We start from the raw sequence: 16,089 nt of genomic DNA, 5'->3' as shown, positions 1-16,089 counted from the left end.
TATGGCTGATCAAAACACGTTTCACATCTCTGACAACAGTACGGTTTTGACCCCGAAAGCTCCGGGGATGGCATCGCTTGTGCAAGCTTTGCGTCAGGGGGCTTCCATTTTGGCGACGCAATCGAGCAGTAACCCAATTCATATACACCCCGGTGATCCACAATGGCTATTTTGCGAAAGCTCTGGCACCAGTGGAGCGCCCAAAGTAATTCGGCGCCACCCCACAAGCTGGATCCGTAGCTTTTCTGTAAACCACACTGAATTCGAACTAGACGCAGGGGATACTTATGCGGTCTTGGGTCATCTGGGCCATTCCCTATCGCTTTATGCGACGCTAGAGGCGCTACATCTTGGCGCGGACCTCGTTCAACTTTCAGGTCTTCGCCCAAAAATGCAAGCCGCTGAAATAGCAGGGGCCAGCGTGCTTTATGCGACACCCACACAGCTGCGCCTGCTTTGCGCCGGACGTACCGCCACAGGGCTTTCCCCACATCGCAAACTTCGCCGGATTTTCTGCGGAGGCGGGCGGTTGGACGCTGAACTTGCTAAAGTACTGCCACAGCATTTTCCCAATGCGAAGCTGCATGTCTTTTTTGGCGCAAGCGAAACCAGTTTCATCTCGATCAGCGACGCCGACACCCCTTTGGGGTCAGTTGGCCGCACCTATCCAGGTGTCACCCTCGACCTGCGCCCCCTGCCCGGCCAAGGCAAGGCCATTGGCGAAATTTGGGTCTCCAGCCCCTATCTGTTTGACCGCTACGAAAGCGGCACAAGCGACGACACCCAATGGGATGGGCGCGCGTTGAGCATCGGTGAAATGGGGTATCTTGACCCAGGCGGACATCTTTTCCTTGTCGGGCGCAAAAATCGCATGGTCACAGTTTCCGACCATAATGTCTTCCCGGAAGAAGTGGAGCGCATCGTCGCTCTGGACCCGGATGTCTCCGATTGTGCCGCATTGGCGGTCAAAGACCCCAAAAGGGGTCATCATATTGTATGTGTGGTCGTCGGCGGCAGCAATCCCGCGCTGGATATACGACTGCGCACGGCCTGCCGAGAGATGCTTGGGGATGCATCGGTGCCGCGACATATTCTGCATCTCGACACATTGCCACTGTTGCCAGCGGGCAAGCCCGACCTTCAAGCATTGCACGCGCTGATCGAGAGAAAATTATGAACCAAACCCATATCATCGCGGCCCGTCGCACCCCGGTCGCCCCCCGAAACGGGGCACTCGCCGACCTGTCCGTGCAAGATCTTGCAGCCCCAGTGATCAAACAAGTCCTTCGCGATGCGGGGCTGGCGGGCGATGATATCGGAGAGGTCATTGTCGCCAATTCCCTCGGCCTTGGTGGGAACCCCGCCCGCATTATTGCCCTTGCTTCCGGCTTGCCTGAACGGGTCGCTGGGCTGAGCGTGGACCGGCAATGTGTCGGCGGGTTGGATGCTATTTTGCTGGGCCATGCCATGATCCAATCGGGCCTGCATGATATTGTAATTGCCGGCGGCGTGGAAAGCTATTCACGTCGCCCGCTGCGACAACGTACATTTTCAGATGGCCGCCCGCCCATTGCCTATGATCAAGCCCCCTTCACCCCATGGCCAAACCGTGACCCAGACATGGCCCAATCGGCGGCGGACTTATCGCGCCACCTTGAACTGTCACAAGCAGATCAAGATAATTGGGCAATCAACAGTCATTGCAGGACGCTAAAGTTTGCTGAGCAAACGCAGGCAGAGCTTGTCCCTCTTGCCGGCCTCGAAAAAGATGCATTTACCCGAGCTCTGACCCAACGCCACTGCGAACGCGCGCCCAAGTTATGCGGAACGATTACGGCCGCAAATATGGCGGTTGCCGCAGACGGGGCCGCCTTTGTGGTCTTGATATCTGACAAGGTTGCGCAGCAACTTGGCACACCCAGCGTTGGGATATTGGGCGGCGCAACCCTCGGGGCCGCCCCCGAACAACCCGGCCTGGCCCCTGTGGCTGCAATCGCCCACGTTCTGGGCCGCTCGGGAATATCCCCCGAAGACCTGACACAAGCTGAGATTATGGAGGCTTTCGCCGTTCAGGCCATCGCCTGCCAACGCGGCGCAAACATTCCCGCCCAGATCGTCAATCCGCAGGGGGGCGCCTTGGCGCGGGGGCACCCGATTGGTGCATCTGGCGCGATCCTCGCCGTGCGGCTGTTCCACCAATTGTCGAAAGCTGGTGGAACAGGGCTCGCAGCGATTGCGGCCGCGGGGGGGCTTGGCACGGCTTTACTGTTACGCTGAACCGTTCTGATCCACCCCACGGCAGCTTTTTGCGCCGCGCAAAAACATCACTTCGACCGTTGCACCATCCCGAACAAATCCCGTGGATCATCCGGGTCTGCCAACATGTCCAGCGGCTCAAAGTACGCGGTCCCTTTGATCGCTTTTTTCACGAACCGAAGCGCCGAGAAATCCTCAATTGCAAAGCCCACACTGTCAAACAAAGTGATCTGTTGCGCATCTTTGCGCCCCTTGGCCGCACCTGTCATCACCTGCCATAATTCGGTTACGGGATGATCTGCATCCAGCGCCTGAATTTCGCCTTCAATTCTGGTTTGTTCTGGGTATTCCACAAAAATATCCGACCGCAAAAGAATATCACGATGCAGTTCTGTTTTGCCCGGACAATCGCCACCGATGGCGTTGATATGCACGCCAGCGCCAATCATATTATCGGTCAGGATCGTGGCGTTTTTCTTATCCGCTGTGCAGGTTGTGATGATCTGCGCGCCCTGGATGACCTCTTCACCAGAGGTGCATGTGATCACCGTCAAGCCCTTGCCGGCGAGGTTGGCTGCGCATTTTGCCGTGGCTGCAGGGTCAGTGTCATAAAGGCGCACGGTGTCGATCCCGCAAATGGCCTTGAACGCAAGGCACTGGAATTCAGACTGCGCCCCATTGCCGATCATTGCCATGGTGGTGGCACCTTTTGGGGCCAGATATTTGCCCACCAAAGCTGAGGTCGCCGCGGTCCGCAACGCCGTCAGAATTGTCATCTCTGTCAAGAGCGTAGGATAGCCCGTATAGACATCCGCCAGCAGCCCAAACGCCGTCACCGTCTGCAGCCCTTCGGACGTGTTTTTCGGATGACCGTTCACATATTTGAACCCATAGGCTTCGCCGTCCGACGTCGGCATCAGCTCAATCACGCCATGGGGCGAATGGGCGGGTACGCGCGGGGTTTTGTCAAAGCTTTCCCAGCGTTTGAAATCATTTTCGATTTCCTCGGAAATACCAACGATCATTTCTTCCAACCCAACATGGTGGATCAGTTGCATCATGTGATCGACGGAAACAAAGGGCACTAATGCCTTGTCAGAAGGTTTCATTATCAGGCTCCTAGCGGCGGGACAGATGGATGCCAGCGATCATGCAACGCACAGATCCGCCAGCGGTTTCAATGGTGGGAACAGACAGCGGCAAAGGTGTTGCGCTTTCTTTGATCACGGCAATTTGGTCTGGCGTCAACGCATCCAACGCGCGCCGCGATAGGGCAAGAAGCAAGCCATCTCGCCCGGTCAATTCAATCGCATTCCCGGCAAATTCCGCGATCTGAGCATGGCTGAGGTCAACCACTTCTCGTCCGCTTTCTTCAAGCCGCATCCGCACTTCGGCACGGCGCGCCGGATCAACAATCATGTCGAGACAGATCAGTGCATACTGCGTTCCGATCCCCATCAGAACATTGGTATGATACACATCGCGGCCTTCGCCATCGCGCGCCTCAAACACCATTGGTTCATAGTTAAAATGGGTGCAAAACCGCTCTAGCAACACAGGGTCCGCACGATGCGATGAGACCGTATAAGCGATGCGAGACAGATGATCGAGCACCATCGCGCCGGTCCCTTCAAGCGCCAAATTGTCGACCTCAAGGCCTGAATAATCAATGATATCCTGAACCCGATATTCTGCTTTGAGCATCTCAATCACATCCGCCCGTCGCTCGCGCCGACGCGAGGTGACATACATCGGATAGATGGCCACATGGCCACCGGGATGGGTCGAAAACCAGTTGTTGGGAAAGACGCTGTCGGGTGTGTTGTTTTCGCCAAAATCATCAAAGACATGCACCCGAATTCCCGCATCACGCAGGGCCGTGACGGCGGCATCATGTTCGTCGCGTGCCGCCTGCGATGTCGCCTCTGTCGAACGGTTCGACAGGGTTTGAAACGCATTGTCATCCCGTGTTTCTGGGTTCGACGTGAAGGCATGCGGCCGGATCATAACCACAGCAGAAGGGGCTTGTAGTGCGTGCATGAAATCTCCGATTTTCACTTCAGAAAGAGCGAGTTGGGCGATCAAACACGCGACGGCCCAACAGCGAAGCCGTCAGATCAACCATCAGCATTGCGGTGCGACCACGGTCATCCAGAAAGGGGTTTAACTCGACCAAATCAAGTGAGCAGACCAGGCCGCTATCATGCAGAAGTTCCATCACCAAATGGCCCTCCCGTTCGGTCGCACCACCGGGGACCGTCGTGCCCACAGCCGGGGCAACGGAGGGGTCAAGGAAATCCACGTCCAAGGACACATGTAAAATCCCGTTGGCCGCGCGCACCTTGTCCAAAAACGCCACCAGTGGCGCTTTGATCCCATGTTCGTCAATTGTGCGCATATCTGCGAGCATGGTGTCGTGGCTTTGCAACGCGGCGTGTTCCTCGGGGTCAACGGAACGCAGGCCAATCATGCCCACTTGGTCAGTTGGCACCACCGCAGCCAACGCTGGGAAGGCATCAAAGCCGGACTGACCGGTGAAATAGGCGACAGGGGATCCATGCAGGTTCCCGCTAGACGTGCTTTGTGGGGTGTGAAAGTCCGAATGGGCATCCAGCCACAGCACAAACAAAGGGCGGCCTTTGGCTTTGGCGTGTTCTGCCATGCCCGAAACGGTCCCCATCGAGAGGGCGTGATCACCGCCCATGAAAATTGGCATCCCCTGCCCCGCCGCAACTTTTGCCGCGCGGTTCAAAGCCTGCGTCCAACCAATGCATTCTGGCAGCTTCACAAGGTGGTCATGCTCAGGGATATCCACCGTATCTGGGGCGACATCTCCGTGGTCCGCAACCTGATGACCCAATGCGGTCAGCGCATCCGCCAATCCCGCAACACGATAAGCATCAGGCCCCATTCGGCAGCCCTGACGCCGTTTGCCCGAATCCATGGGCGCTCCGACAAGGATGATGTTTTTTGTGCTCATATCTATCTATCGACTTAAAACTTGGCTTGCAGGAAGAGGATATTTTGCCCAAAATGGGCCAACATTGACCAAATAGGATAGCGTTAATGGACGATTTGGATAGACGACTCTTGACCCTGTTGCATCGTGATGGCCGCGCCTCGATCTCGGAACTGGCCGATCATCTGGCTGTGACCAGGACCACCGCGCGTGCGCGCCTCGAGGCCCTAAAAAAACGCGGCGAAATCGTGGGTTTTACGGTGGTCACACGTCAGGACGTGGCACAAAATCCGGTGCGCGGCTTAATGATGTTGGGCATCGAAGGGCGCGGCACCGAACGGGTGATGAGCCGCGTCGCCGCCCTGCCACAGGTCATGGCGGTACATTCGACCAACGGCACTTGGGATTTGATCGCTGAGATTGGCGCCGAAACACTGGAAGAGCTCGATCAGGTGCTGTTTGCAATCCGCCGGATGGAGGGCATCACGCGCTCCGAAACCAACCTCCTCCTATCCACCAAACGCGGGCGATAGGTCTTTCGCTCGCTGCATGACACCGCTAAACATGTGGTCCGAACAGGAGAGATCATGGACAACAACGCCCGCATTGCCCGTACCATCGCCACCGAAATTGCTGCGTCACCTCAACAAGTTAATGCTGCTGTTGGCTTGCTTGACGAGGGGTCGACTGTTCCCTTTATTGCGCGCTACCGTAAAGAGGCGACCGGTGGCCTGGATGACACCCAATTGCGAAAACTGGCCGAACGCCTGACCTATTTGCGCGAGCTGGAAAAGCGTCGTGACGCGATCCTGTCCAGCATCAAAGACCAGGGGAAACTGACCGAGATATTGGCGAAATCCATCGCCGGGGCCGAGACAAAATCCACCCTCGAAGATCTTTACCTCCCCTATAAACCAAAGCGCCGCACCAAGGCGATGATCGCGCGCGAAAATGGGTTGGAACCACTGGTCGACCTGATCAAGACGACGCGCCATATCGACCCAGAAAACCATGCGCGGGCCTTTCTGACCGAAGCCATTCCCACACCCAAAGATGCCCTGAACGGCGCGCGCGATATTATCGTAGAGGGCCTATCTGAAAACGCTGAGCTGATCGGAAATTTGCGAACTTTCATGCAACGCGAAGCGCTTTTGACGGCGCGCGTCGTCGCTGGACAAGAACAAGCAGGGGCAAAATTTTCGGATTATTTTGACCATCAGGAAAACTGGGCGAAAACCCCCGCGCATCGCGCATTGGCAATGCTACGAGCTTCAAAAGAGGGTGCGATAACACTTGAAATTGCTCCGAATGAGGCCGGGGCTGAAAGAGCGGTTGATATGATCGCCGCCCAGCTTGAGGCATCCAGTCAGACCCCCGGCGACATTTGGCTGCGCAAACTCGCAGGTTGGGCATGGCGCGTCAAACTTTCATTGTCCATGACGCTGGATTTAATGGGGGATCTTCGCGCCCGCGCCCATGACGGTGCAATCGAAGTTTTTGCGCGCAACCTCAAAGACTTGCTTCTTGCAGCGCCTGCAGGTGCGCGCCCAACTTTAGGTCTGGATCCCGGCATTCGTACAGGCGTGAAGGCCGCCGTGGTGGATGCAACAGGCAAGGTTCTCGACACGGCTACGCTTTATCCATTTCAACCCAAAAATGATGTGAACGGCGCCGAAGCCGCGCTTCTTGCCTTGGTCGCAAAGCATGGGGTTGAACTTGTCGCCATCGGCAACGGCACCGCCTCACGCGAAACCGAACGGCTGGTTGGGGACGCGTTGAAGCGCTTGCCAAAGACCGTGAAGGCCCCCACCAAAGTTGTGGTCTCCGAGGCTGGTGCCTCCGTTTATTCCGCCTCTGAGCTTGCCGCGAACGAGTTTCCTGATTTGGACGTCAGCCTTCGCGGGGCGGTGTCAATTGCGCGCCGCTTGCAAGACCCGTTGGCCGAACTCGTAAAGATCGAGCCCCAATCCATCGGCGTTGGTCAATACCAGCATGATGTGGATCAGCGCCGCTTGTCCAAATCGCTTGAAGCGGTTGTAGAAGATGCGGTGAACGCAGTGGGGGTAGATTTGAATATGGCATCCGCGCCGCTTTTGGCGCATGTCTCTGGCTTGGGCCCCCGATTGGCGCACTCGATTGTGGCGCATCGCGACGCGCATGGTGCATTTCCGGCCCGAAAAGCTTTGTTAAAAGTCGCGGGCCTGGGTCCATCAGCTTTTGAGCAATGCGCAGGATTTTTGCGTATCCGGGACGGGGTTGAGCCATTGGATGCATCAGCCGTCCACCCGGAAGCTTATGGTATCGCTCGAAAAATCGTTGCATCTTGTGGGCGAGACCTGCGAGAGCTTATGGGCAATGAAGGGGCGTTGAAATCTTTGCGCGCCGAAGATTTCGTGGCTGACAATTTTGGCCTCCCCACGGTGCGTGATATTTTTGCAGAACTTGAAAAGCCGGGCCGCGATCCACGCCCAAGTTTTAAAACCGCCAGCTTCACCGATGGTGTCGAAGAGATGTCAGACCTAAAACCCGGCATGGTCCTGGAAGGCACGGTAACAAATGTGGCCGCCTTTGGTGCCTTTGTGGATATCGGCGTGCATCAGGATGGGCTGGTACATATCAGCCAACTCGCAGATCGGTTTGTGAAAGATCCGCATGAGGTGGTCAAAACCGGCGATGTGGTCAAAGTGACTGTGAGCGAAGTTGACATTCCCCGCAAACGGATTGCCCTGTCGATGCGCAAAGACGGAGGGGCCTCGGCGCGCGACGATCAAAACGCACGCGGGCCGGCCAAAAACCAGGATCGTCGCCCCCAAGGGGGAAAGCGTCCGATGCAGGCTGGGCCCAAACCTAACGCTGCCTCTGGTGGCAAACCCGAGGCTGGAAACAGCGCCCTGGGCGCAGCTCTTCTGGATGCAATGCGCAACAAATAATGATGCGCATTGCGTGAGGCGACAGAGGCACCTAACGTGATGAGAATTAGGTTTCGGCCTGCAATAGATGGATCTGGTGCTTTTCGCGGGTCAGGCCGATTTGTGGTGAAGCTGCGGTGGCACTTGCAACCGCCCTGCCCCAAATCCGCTGACAATCAACATCACCCCCGCGGCCGCAAGGCATAGCGGCAGCCCGCCCAACTGATAGCTTATTCCGGACAGCAATGTGCCCAGCAATCGGCCCGCCGCATTGGCCATATAGTAAAAGCCAACATCCAAAGTGACGCGAGAGGCGTCAGTAAAGGCCAGAATAAGATAGGAGTGAAGCGCCGAATTCAGCGCAAACAACGCCCCAAACACCAGCAACCCAACAACCAAAACGCCTGTCAGCCAAGGGTTGGCCGCGCCTGTCAGGAAAGTAATCAGTGCCAGCCCGATCGGCACCACGGCGAGCGTAAATGCATAAGGTCCGGCAAGGGTGATAAGCTCGCTCTTTTCGCGGGATCTTGCACCGATCAAGCGTGGGGCATTTGCCTGTACCACGCCATAAAGAATGACCCAGACCGCCATGAACCCGCCCACCAAAAAGAAAGCGGTTTGGTCACTTGCTGAACTTCCGTCAGATAAAACACCGTGGAAATAGATTGGAATGCCAACCACGAACCACACATCCCGCGCGCCAAACAGAAAAACGCGAGAAAAGCTTAACCAATTGATATTTTTGTTTTTTGAAAACACCTCGCGGAATTTTGCGTCTTTTCGTCCCCGCGGAAGACCTGCTGGCATCCGCATCATCACAGCCGCGAGAATGACAGCCAAAGCAAATGCCATACCCAAAATCGCGGGGGTGAATCCGACCAACCCCAACAGCCCGGCACCAAGCAGAAAGCCAAAGCCCTTCACTGCGTTTTTTGACCCTGTCAGCACCGCCACCCAACGGAATAATCCGTCACCTTCGCTGGGCGCCAGCAATTTCACCGCTGCCTTTGAACTCATTTTGGTAAGATCTTTGGCCACACCGGATACCCCCTGCACCAGCATGACATACAGAACCGAAAGCCCAATCGTCCAAGTTGCGTCCAGCTGTGTCAGCGCCAACAAGGCGACGACCTGTAGCCCAAGCCCGACATAGAGGGTCGTGGTCAGCCCAAATCGCGCCGCAATCCATCCGGCAGACAGGTTGGTCACCACCCCAGCAATTTCATAAACAACGAAAAGATAGGCCAGCTCAACCGGCGAAAACCCCAAGGTATGAAAGTGCAAAAGCACCAGCATTCTAAGCGCCCCATCGGTCAGCATAAATGCCCAATAGGACGCTGTAACAGCCATGTAAGCGGCAAGCCCTTGTTTCACACCGACGCTCCGACCATCAAGGCAACATCGACGAGGCGATGCGCATATCCCCACTCGTTGTCGTACCACGCATAGATTTTCAGCTGGGTTCCATTGACCACCATCGTAGACAGGGCATCTACGATGGTGCTGCGATCGTCATTCGTATAATCTGTTGAAACTAATGGTTTTTCTTCGTATCCAAGGATACCAAGCAATGGACCATTTGCCGCCTTTTCAAACGCGGCGTTCACCTCTTCTGCGGTGGTTTCGCGTTTCAACTCAAACACCATATCGGTCAGCGACGCATTCAGCAGTGGCACCCGCACCGCATGGCCATTTAACTTTCCAGTCAGTTCTGGAAAAATCTGAGTGATTGCTTTGGCCGACCCTGTGGTGGTCGGGATCAATGAATTCAAAGCAGACCGTGCGCGCCGCAAATCTTTGGCCGGACGGTCCACAATTGTTTGCGTGTTGGTCACATCATGGATCGTGGTCATGGATCCGTGCTTGATGCCAAACTCTTCCAGCACCACCTTGATCACAGGCGCCAAGCAATTGGTCGTACAGCTCGCTGCCGTCACGATGCGATGCGCGCGCGGGTCATATATATCATCATTCACGCCAAAGACGATATTCGCAGCCTCGTCTTCTTTTACAGGTGCCGAAACAACGACTTTCTTCACACCCGCTTCAAAATACGGAGCGAGTTTTTCTGCGGTTTTGAACGCCCCCGTGCAATCAATCACAACGTCAACGCCATCAAGCGGCAGATCGGTCAGATTGCGCGTCGCTGTGACGGGGATCCGCACACCATCAATCGTGATGCTCTCTTCGTCATAGGAAAAATCAGCGCGCCAACGGCCATGAACTGTGTCAAATTCCAGCAAATGCGCGTGCATCTCAGGCCCCCCCAAGGCGTCATTCATAAACGCAATTTTTGCGCCGCGTTCCAAAAGTGGGCGCAAAGCGAGTTTGCCCATGCGGCCCAATCCGTTGATTGCATAAGTGGTCATTCCGGGTCTCCTATCAGGGGAATTTCATCTAGTTGGTGCTGCAAAGACAGCCGATCCAAGGCGCTTAGGTCAAGCGCAGCAAATTGGGTCAGCCGTCGATGCAGTTCGCCGTAAACACGCTGATACGAAAGGTTTTTTTCAGCGTCAGTGCCAGTTGTACGCACAGGGTCAGGCAACCCCCAATGCGCGCTTATCGGAACGCCCGGCCATGTTGCACATTCTTCATTCGCGGCCCGATCACACACGGTGAAAACAAAATCAAATCGGGTCCCGTTAAGCGCCGAGACATGTTTCGGCTGTAAACCAGCCACGTTATGCCCCTTGTCACGCAACATCTGTAGCGCCGTCGGGTTTAACGCGACCGCAGGCTTGGTTCCGGCAGAATAGACCTCAAACCGGTCACCCGCGAGTTCGCGCAGAATAACCTCGGCAAAAATCGAGCGGGCGGAATTTCCGGTGCAAAGAAACAGCACGCTTGGACGTGGTTCCAACCTGTCCAACGCGCCTTGCGAAGGGATGCAACGTGAAGGTCGACCCCGGCAGCAATCATCAAAGAGATACCCCACCAAACTGTCGGCACCGTCTTGGTCAAACCGGTACAACAGCGATCGTCCGTCGCGTTTTTGTTCAATCAGCCCTGCCCGATGAAGCGCACCAAGATAGACCGACATGGTATTGAGTTTAAACCCAAGCGCCTTTGCCAAATCGCCGGAGGCCACATAGTCAGGGTACCGCCGCACAAGCAGGCGATAGGCCGCCATACGTCCAGGGTGACCAAGGGTGGTGAGTCGTGTGATCTGTTCCATTTCCATATTTCATGAATAATGGAAGTTTGTAACAAGAAAAAGTCAGTTTTGAATATCGCCACAAAAAAACGGCCCGCAAAACTTGCGGGCCGTTTCTGATTTCACGTCTTTAATTATCGCTGTTGTCTAGCGTGCTCGGAGCAAACACCCCACCAAACCCGGAATTGTTCCCGGCCTTAGGTGCAGTCTGCTTTTGGACAGGGGCAGCCCCTTCTTTAGCCGCCTTTTCCGCCGCATCCTTTGCACGTTGATCGCGCAGTTGTTGGATCCGCAACTCGGTCTCAATCCGTTTTTGTTCATGCACATCTGCGATGCACTGGTTTGGACTATAGACAAACGACGACCCGATCACCGAAACGGTCACAACCAGCAAAAGGATCAACAGCATGGCCGGCGTGTTGCGGGACAAGATCCCGGGCACTTCGATTTTGCCTGCCAATTCCCCAACGGTTGCGTCCTTACGTGCCTCTGCCACCATTTCTTTGCGCTTGATATTTGCCTCGTTGAAGAGGGCCGCAAAGACGGTGAGGATCACGATCATGAACGCCAAAGCCGAGATCGCCGGCGTGATGCCGTAGCGCACTTTTTGCGCCAGTTCGATGGTCAGCGTTGGGTACTCGCCAAAGGTGAAGGTTGTGGTGTTGTAGTTCTCAAACGAGGCGAGAAATGCCAACACACTGGCGGATGCAATCGCGGGCATCATGAACGGAAACAACACCTTACGGAACGCTTGAGCATGGGTTGCCCCAAGATCCAAGGCCGCTTCGGTCAGCGTCATATCATACCGCTGAAGCCGCGCCACCAACACCAGCATACAGTAGCTGGCGATAAAGGTGGACTGGCCGATGATGGTCAGAAACAGCCCGTTTGACAGGAAGCTGTCCGCCCCAAGGCCTAACATGCGATTGACACGATCCCAGAACACCAGGGTTGAAATCCCGATCACCACACCGGGAATAAGGATCGGTGCAATGATAATCGTGTAGTAGGTCGCACGCAGTTTCGGCCAAATTTGGGTGAGCATCAACGCCCCCGCCAGCCCCATCGAGACAGACAGGATAATTGTCCCAATCCCAACCAAGACCGAGTTTTTAATCCCGTTCAGAATACGTTCATCCTGAAACAAGGCCGAGAACCAGTCAAAGGTCAGACACTCCCACGGGGTAGCTCGTGGAAAACCTGGCGAGTTAAAGGCGGTCAATGACATGATCAGCAGCGGTCCGAGGAGATAAGCGAAAAAGATCGCCAGATAGACCCAAATGCTGACACGGATGATTTTGTCAGATGTCATCATTTGCCAATATCCCCCATGTTCACTTTAAACAGGCGCATCACCGCCAGAACCAGCAAGATACAGGTGACCAGAAGGACAATCGCGTAGGCCGCACCTTGTGGCCAATCCGAATTGTCGTTGAACTGTTGATAGATCAACTGCGTGAACCAAAGCGACGACGGGCCGCCAAGGATTTGCGGAGCAGCCAACGCACCCGCAGACAGCATGAACACCATAGTACACCCCGAAGAGATCCCCGGTTTTGCATAGGGGATGACCACCCGCCAATGGATCCGCCACCACGGCGCACCAAGATCTCGGGCCGCTTCAATCTGATTGTGATCAAGACTTTCGATCACATTGTAGATCGGAAAGATCATCAAAAGGATGTAGGCATAGCCAAGACCCGCATACAGCGCGATGTCGTTTCGGATGAAATCAAATGGCGTGTCAAAGATCCCTGTCCCCACCAAAAGTGTGTTGAGCACCCCGGTTTCGCCAAAGATAATCCGCAAGGCAAACGCCCGCAGGATCTCGTTGATCCAATAGGGAATAATCAGCATCAGCGCAAAGATGCGGATGTGATTGCCTTTGTTTTGACCCAGATAATAGGCGATTGGATAACACAACAGCAGGTTAAACAACGTCACAAAGATCGCCGCAACCAGCGTGCGATAAAACACCGCCAAATCAACCGCATTGTAATCCTGACCGCCCCCTTCTGGGCCGAAAATCAGGTACTTATAATTCTCCAGCGTATAGATATCCTTGGGTCCACCGATCTCAGGGGGTGGCAGGTTTGGCCGGAACGAAAAGTCGAGCATCGACAGCTGAGGCAGGATGATCAGGCCCACGGTCCAAAACAAGACCAGACCCAACATCACCGACCCCATCATGGTGCCGTTGCGTTTATAATACTCCTTGAGGAAGCCAGGCATTTTGTCCCCCCCTACTCGTTTGCCAATTCGCCCGCGGGCACAACAACAGCGTTTGACGCTTCATATTCAAGCGTGATCGGCTGGCCGGTGTGATCGTCGAACGATTGGCCCAGATTTGGAATGGAGACCTTGATTTCCTTACCGCCGTCCCCTTCGGTGAAGATATTGAAAGTATTGCCTTCAAATTCTTCGTGGGTGACTTTCGCGGTCACAAAATTATCCCCTGTCGACCCGCTGGTTGCCAGTGAAAGCGCCTCGGGGCGAATGAACATCATTGCATCATCCCCGACCTTCAACTTGCCATGGTTGGCCGTTGAAATCCGCGCAAGCAAATCGCCCGAGCGGTTGGTGGAAATCAGTGCTTCATTGCCGCTAAGCTTACTGACCTTACCGCGGAACACGTTGTTTTCGCCCACAAAGCTGGCCGCAAATGCCGTGGCAGGGTCGTTGTAAATGGCCTTGCCATCACCGATCTGATCAATCACCCCCGCACGCATCACTGCGATGTCGTCCGACATGGTCAGCGCTTCGCCTTGGTCGTGCGTGATATAGATGAACGTAATGCCAACCCGTTTCTGGATTTCACGAAGTTCGGTGCGCATGTGCTGACGCAGCTTAAGATCAAGCGCGGACAGCGGCTCATCCAAAAGCAGCACGTCAGGTTCCGCACAAAGCGCACGCGCGATGGCAACACGTTGGCGTTGCCCGCCCGAAAGCTCGCTCGGCAGTTTGTCGCCTTGCCCCGAAAGCGCAATCATATCCAGAAGCTCATCCGCGCGCTTACGACGGTCACGGGCTGATGCGCCCGCAATCTCCATCGAAAAGGTGATGTTTTCCCAAACCTTCATCAGCGGGAAAAGCGCTAAGTTTTGAAAGATCAAAGCTGTTGGGCGCTTGTTTGGCCCAATGCCTTTCATGTTGTTTCCACCGATCAGCACATTGCCCTCGGATGGTTCTAGAAACCCGGACACCGCCCGCAAGATTGTGGTTTTCCCACAGCCCGACGGCCCAAGGAACGAAAAGAAATCGCCCCCTTTGATGTTCACATTTGCATCGCGCACGGCGACAAAATCCCCAAAGCGGATCCACAGATTTTCTAGATCGACGCCTACACCGGCACTCATATGGTTTCTCCTTATCGACGCACATCTTCCCCGTCCCCTCGCATGAGAGGCCAATATGCGCCTGTTTCAATTGGTTGAGATCCGTGACCCCGCGTGTTTTGCAGGGTCACGGTTTACGCGTTAAGCGCTTTTGAACTTGTTGACGAATTCCGTCCGAATGTCCGCATACCATGGGGCTTCTGCTGGCCATGGGTTCAGGTTCGCAAGGCTGTCACCTGGGTAAGCCTCGGCGAAGTTCTTTTTGAAGTTGTCACCCGAAAAGGCCTCGGCGCCAAGAACGGCCGAATTATACCCATGCACAGCCGACGCTTTGCCCGCAGTTTCGGCACGGAACGAGTAATCAACAAACGCATAGATCTGATCAATGTTCTGCGCGCCGGTTGGGATGGCCATGCCATCAACCCACGCCAAGGCACCCTCAACAGGGGCTTGGTAATGCACAGGCTCACCCGCAGATTTCAGCGCAAGTGGCGGACCATCCCAGGTTTGGCCAACAACAACACCTTCATTCAGCAGACCATTTTTCTGCGTATCCGCATCGTTCCAGATCAGTTTAATGCGCGATTTGCGTTCGATGCACCAATCGGCGATCTGACCCCAAACTTTACGCATGGTTTCTTGGTCTTTATAGGCGGCCCAGACAGAACCCGGCTCCATTGCGCCAGAGGCTTCCATGTAAAGACCGGCACCCAGCATCATCGAATGCGCACGGCCCATGGTTTTGCCCGCGTTTTCTTCTGACCAAACATCGCCATAGCTTGGCGCGTCGCCAGCCGGCAGCCATTTGTCAGTGCGATATGCAATGCCTTCGGTGCCCCAGGTTTGCGGCAGCCAATGTGCCCCCTTGCCATCAAAATCCCACGCATCGGTACCAATTTTCAACATTGCCGGGTTTACTTTGTCCACAGCAATTTTGTTCAGATCAAACGGCTGCAGCAGCTCCAGCGGCTCCCATTGTTGCGACCGCATGTTGGTCGGCGACACAATGTCAAAGCCTTGACCTTTGGTCGCTTTCATCTTGTTGATGATCTCTTCGTTGGATCCGACCCCGGTATGGTTCACTTTAATACCTGTTTCGGCTTCGAAACCCGCGATGAACTCTGGTGGCAAATAGTCCGACCACATCAGGATATTCACTTCGCCCGAGGAGGCCAGCGCGCTTTTTACATAAAGCGGCGTCGCCAGGGCAGCAGCCCCCATCGTTGTCGCACCCTTAAGCACGGAACGGCGGCTGTAGTTTTTCTTGGTTGTCATGACAAACTCCCGTTGGATTTTTATTTTTTTATGTCGTGCCAGCAGTGTTGGCTATTTCCGGCACTTGGAATAGCGCCAATTGAAAATCCTTTTTCGGTCCAATTGGCCCTAGATTAGCCTTCACCATTCCACCCGTTAGATGGGGGTAGGTCAAGGAAATAGCGTTCTAACACAGTAACATCACAATTTTGTGGCAGAAGC

14 protein-coding genes are annotated in these 16,089 nt (G+C 55.1%); 4 read left to right on the top strand and 10 right to left on the bottom strand.

The window, feature by feature from the left end; all coding sequences use genetic code 11:
* Nucleotide 1 precedes the first annotated feature (1 nt).
* Nucleotides 2-1,177, top strand: a complete 1,176-nt coding sequence (locus tag KKW20_RS15315; protein ID WP_214568781.1) for an AMP-binding protein — start codon at nucleotides 2-4, stop codon at nucleotides 1,175-1,177.
* Nucleotides 1,174-2,277, top strand: coding sequence for a thiolase family protein (locus tag KKW20_RS15310; protein WP_214568780.1), 1,104 nt, complete (start codon nucleotides 1,174-1,176; stop codon nucleotides 2,275-2,277). Before KKW20_RS15315 ends, KKW20_RS15310 begins: the two co-directional genes overlap by 4 nt.
* Nucleotides 2,278-2,324: 47 nt before the next feature.
* On the opposite strand, the gene KKW20_RS15305 is transcribed toward KKW20_RS15310, so the two are convergent.
* From KKW20_RS15305 to rocF, 3 genes are read right to left on the bottom strand one after another with little or no spacing between them, the layout of a single operon-like run.
* Nucleotides 2,325-3,368 carry an ornithine cyclodeaminase gene (locus KKW20_RS15305; protein WP_214568803.1) on the bottom strand — a complete coding sequence of 348 codons (1,044 nt, stop codon included), beginning with the start codon at nucleotides 3,366-3,368 and terminating at the stop codon, nucleotides 2,325-2,327.
* Nucleotides 3,369-3,375: 7 nt separating this feature from the next.
* Nucleotides 3,376-4,296 (bottom strand): citrulline utilization hydrolase CtlX, encoded by a 921-nt coding sequence (gene ctlX / locus KKW20_RS15300; RefSeq protein ID WP_214568779.1) that lies wholly within the window; start codon nucleotides 4,294-4,296, stop codon nucleotides 3,376-3,378.
* A gap of 19 nt (nucleotides 4,297-4,315) precedes the next feature.
* Nucleotides 4,316-5,236, bottom strand: coding sequence for an arginase (gene rocF, locus KKW20_RS15295; RefSeq protein WP_214568778.1), 921 nt, complete (start codon nucleotides 5,234-5,236; stop codon nucleotides 4,316-4,318).
* Nucleotides 5,237-5,322: 86 nt separating this feature from the next.
* Here rocF and KKW20_RS15290 point away from each other — a divergent pair, with 86 nt between their 5' ends.
* Together KKW20_RS15290 and KKW20_RS15285 are read left to right on the top strand one after the other, a co-directional pair.
* Nucleotides 5,323-5,748, top strand: a complete 426-nt coding sequence (locus KKW20_RS15290) for an Lrp/AsnC family transcriptional regulator (protein ID WP_214568777.1) — start codon at nucleotides 5,323-5,325, stop codon at nucleotides 5,746-5,748.
* A 54-nt stretch (nucleotides 5,749-5,802) separates the two neighbouring features.
* The gene (locus KKW20_RS15285) at nucleotides 5,803-8,145 is read left to right on the top strand and encodes a Tex family protein (RefSeq protein ID WP_214568776.1); all 2,343 of its coding nucleotides are present in this window, start codon (nucleotides 5,803-5,805) and stop codon (nucleotides 8,143-8,145) included.
* 90 nt (nucleotides 8,146-8,235) lie between these two features.
* Here the strand turns inward: KKW20_RS15285 and arsJ are convergent, their stop codons facing one another.
* The 7 genes from arsJ to KKW20_RS15250 form a co-directional block, all read right to left on the bottom strand.
* A complete protein-coding gene (gene arsJ / locus KKW20_RS15280) occupies nucleotides 8,236-9,474 on the bottom strand; it encodes an organoarsenical effux MFS transporter ArsJ (protein ID WP_214568802.1) in 1,239 nt (412 codons plus the stop codon).
* Nucleotides 9,475-9,494: 20 nt separating this feature from the next.
* The gene (locus KKW20_RS15275) at nucleotides 9,495-10,493 is read right to left on the bottom strand and encodes an ArsJ-associated glyceraldehyde-3-phosphate dehydrogenase (protein ID WP_214568775.1); all 999 of its coding nucleotides are present in this window, start codon (nucleotides 10,491-10,493) and stop codon (nucleotides 9,495-9,497) included.
* Nucleotides 10,490-11,299 carry an arsenate reductase/protein-tyrosine-phosphatase family protein gene (locus tag KKW20_RS15270; protein ID WP_343207603.1) on the bottom strand — a complete coding sequence of 270 codons (810 nt, stop codon included), beginning with the start codon at nucleotides 11,297-11,299 and terminating at the stop codon, nucleotides 10,490-10,492. The genes KKW20_RS15275 and KKW20_RS15270 overlap by 4 nt, the downstream gene beginning before the upstream one ends.
* Nucleotides 11,300-11,408: 109 nt before the next feature.
* On the bottom strand, nucleotides 11,409-12,590 hold the full coding sequence (locus KKW20_RS15265; protein ID WP_214568801.1) for an ABC transporter permease: 1,182 nt from the start codon (nucleotides 12,588-12,590) through the stop codon (nucleotides 11,409-11,411).
* Entirely contained in the window at nucleotides 12,590-13,510 is a 921-nt protein-coding gene (locus KKW20_RS15260; protein WP_214568773.1) for an ABC transporter permease, read from the bottom strand. Before KKW20_RS15260 ends, KKW20_RS15265 begins: the two co-directional genes overlap by 1 nt.
* Nucleotides 13,511-13,521: 11 nt before the next feature.
* Entirely contained in the window at nucleotides 13,522-14,634 is a 1,113-nt protein-coding gene (locus KKW20_RS15255) for an ABC transporter ATP-binding protein (protein WP_214568772.1), read from the bottom strand.
* A gap of 120 nt (nucleotides 14,635-14,754) precedes the next feature.
* Nucleotides 14,755-15,888 (bottom strand): extracellular solute-binding protein, encoded by a 1,134-nt coding sequence (locus KKW20_RS15250; protein WP_214568771.1) that lies wholly within the window; start codon nucleotides 15,886-15,888, stop codon nucleotides 14,755-14,757.
* Between the last annotated feature and the right edge of the window lie 201 nt (nucleotides 15,889-16,089).

The organism is Aliiroseovarius lamellibrachiae (assembly GCF_018599245.1).
Taxonomy (GTDB): domain Bacteria; phylum Pseudomonadota; class Alphaproteobacteria; order Rhodobacterales; family Rhodobacteraceae; genus Aliiroseovarius; species Aliiroseovarius lamellibrachiae.
The sequence above is the reverse complement of the archived record's forward strand: the minus strand, read 5'-3'. Positions and strand labels throughout refer to the sequence as shown.

Bases quoted from the DNA above. Each gene is read 5' to 3' on its own strand.
- KKW20_RS15315 (WP_214568781.1), top strand. From the start codon at position 2: ATGGCTGATCAAAACACGTTTCACATCTCTGACAACAGTACGGTTTTG.
- KKW20_RS15310 (WP_214568780.1), top strand. From the start codon at position 1,174: ATGAACCAAACCCATATCATCGCGGCCCGTCGCACCCCGGTCGCCCCC.
- ctlX (WP_214568779.1), bottom strand. From the start codon at position 4,296: ATGCACGCACTACAAGCCCCTTCTGCTGTGGTTATGATCCGGCCGCAT.
- rocF (WP_214568778.1), bottom strand. From the start codon at position 5,236: ATGAGCACAAAAAACATCATCCTTGTCGGAGCGCCCATGGATTCGGGC.
- KKW20_RS15290 (WP_214568777.1), top strand. From the start codon at position 5,323: ATGGACGATTTGGATAGACGACTCTTGACCCTGTTGCATCGTGATGGC.
- KKW20_RS15285 (WP_214568776.1), top strand. From the start codon at position 5,803: ATGGACAACAACGCCCGCATTGCCCGTACCATCGCCACCGAAATTGCT.
- arsJ (WP_214568802.1), bottom strand. From the start codon at position 9,474: ATGGCTGTTACAGCGTCCTATTGGGCATTTATGCTGACCGATGGGGCG.
- KKW20_RS15275 (WP_214568775.1), bottom strand. From the start codon at position 10,493: ATGACCACTTATGCAATCAACGGATTGGGCCGCATGGGCAAACTCGCT.
- KKW20_RS15270 (WP_343207603.1), bottom strand. From the start codon at position 11,299: ATGGAACAGATCACACGACTCACCACCCTTGGTCACCCTGGACGTATG.
- KKW20_RS15265 (WP_214568801.1), bottom strand. From the start codon at position 12,590: ATGACATCTGACAAAATCATCCGTGTCAGCATTTGGGTCTATCTGGCG.
- KKW20_RS15260 (WP_214568773.1), bottom strand. From the start codon at position 13,510: ATGCCTGGCTTCCTCAAGGAGTATTATAAACGCAACGGCACCATGATG.
- KKW20_RS15255 (WP_214568772.1), bottom strand. From the start codon at position 14,634: ATGAGTGCCGGTGTAGGCGTCGATCTAGAAAATCTGTGGATCCGCTTT.
- KKW20_RS15250 (WP_214568771.1), bottom strand. From the start codon at position 15,888: ATGACAACCAAGAAAAACTACAGCCGCCGTTCCGTGCTTAAGGGTGCG.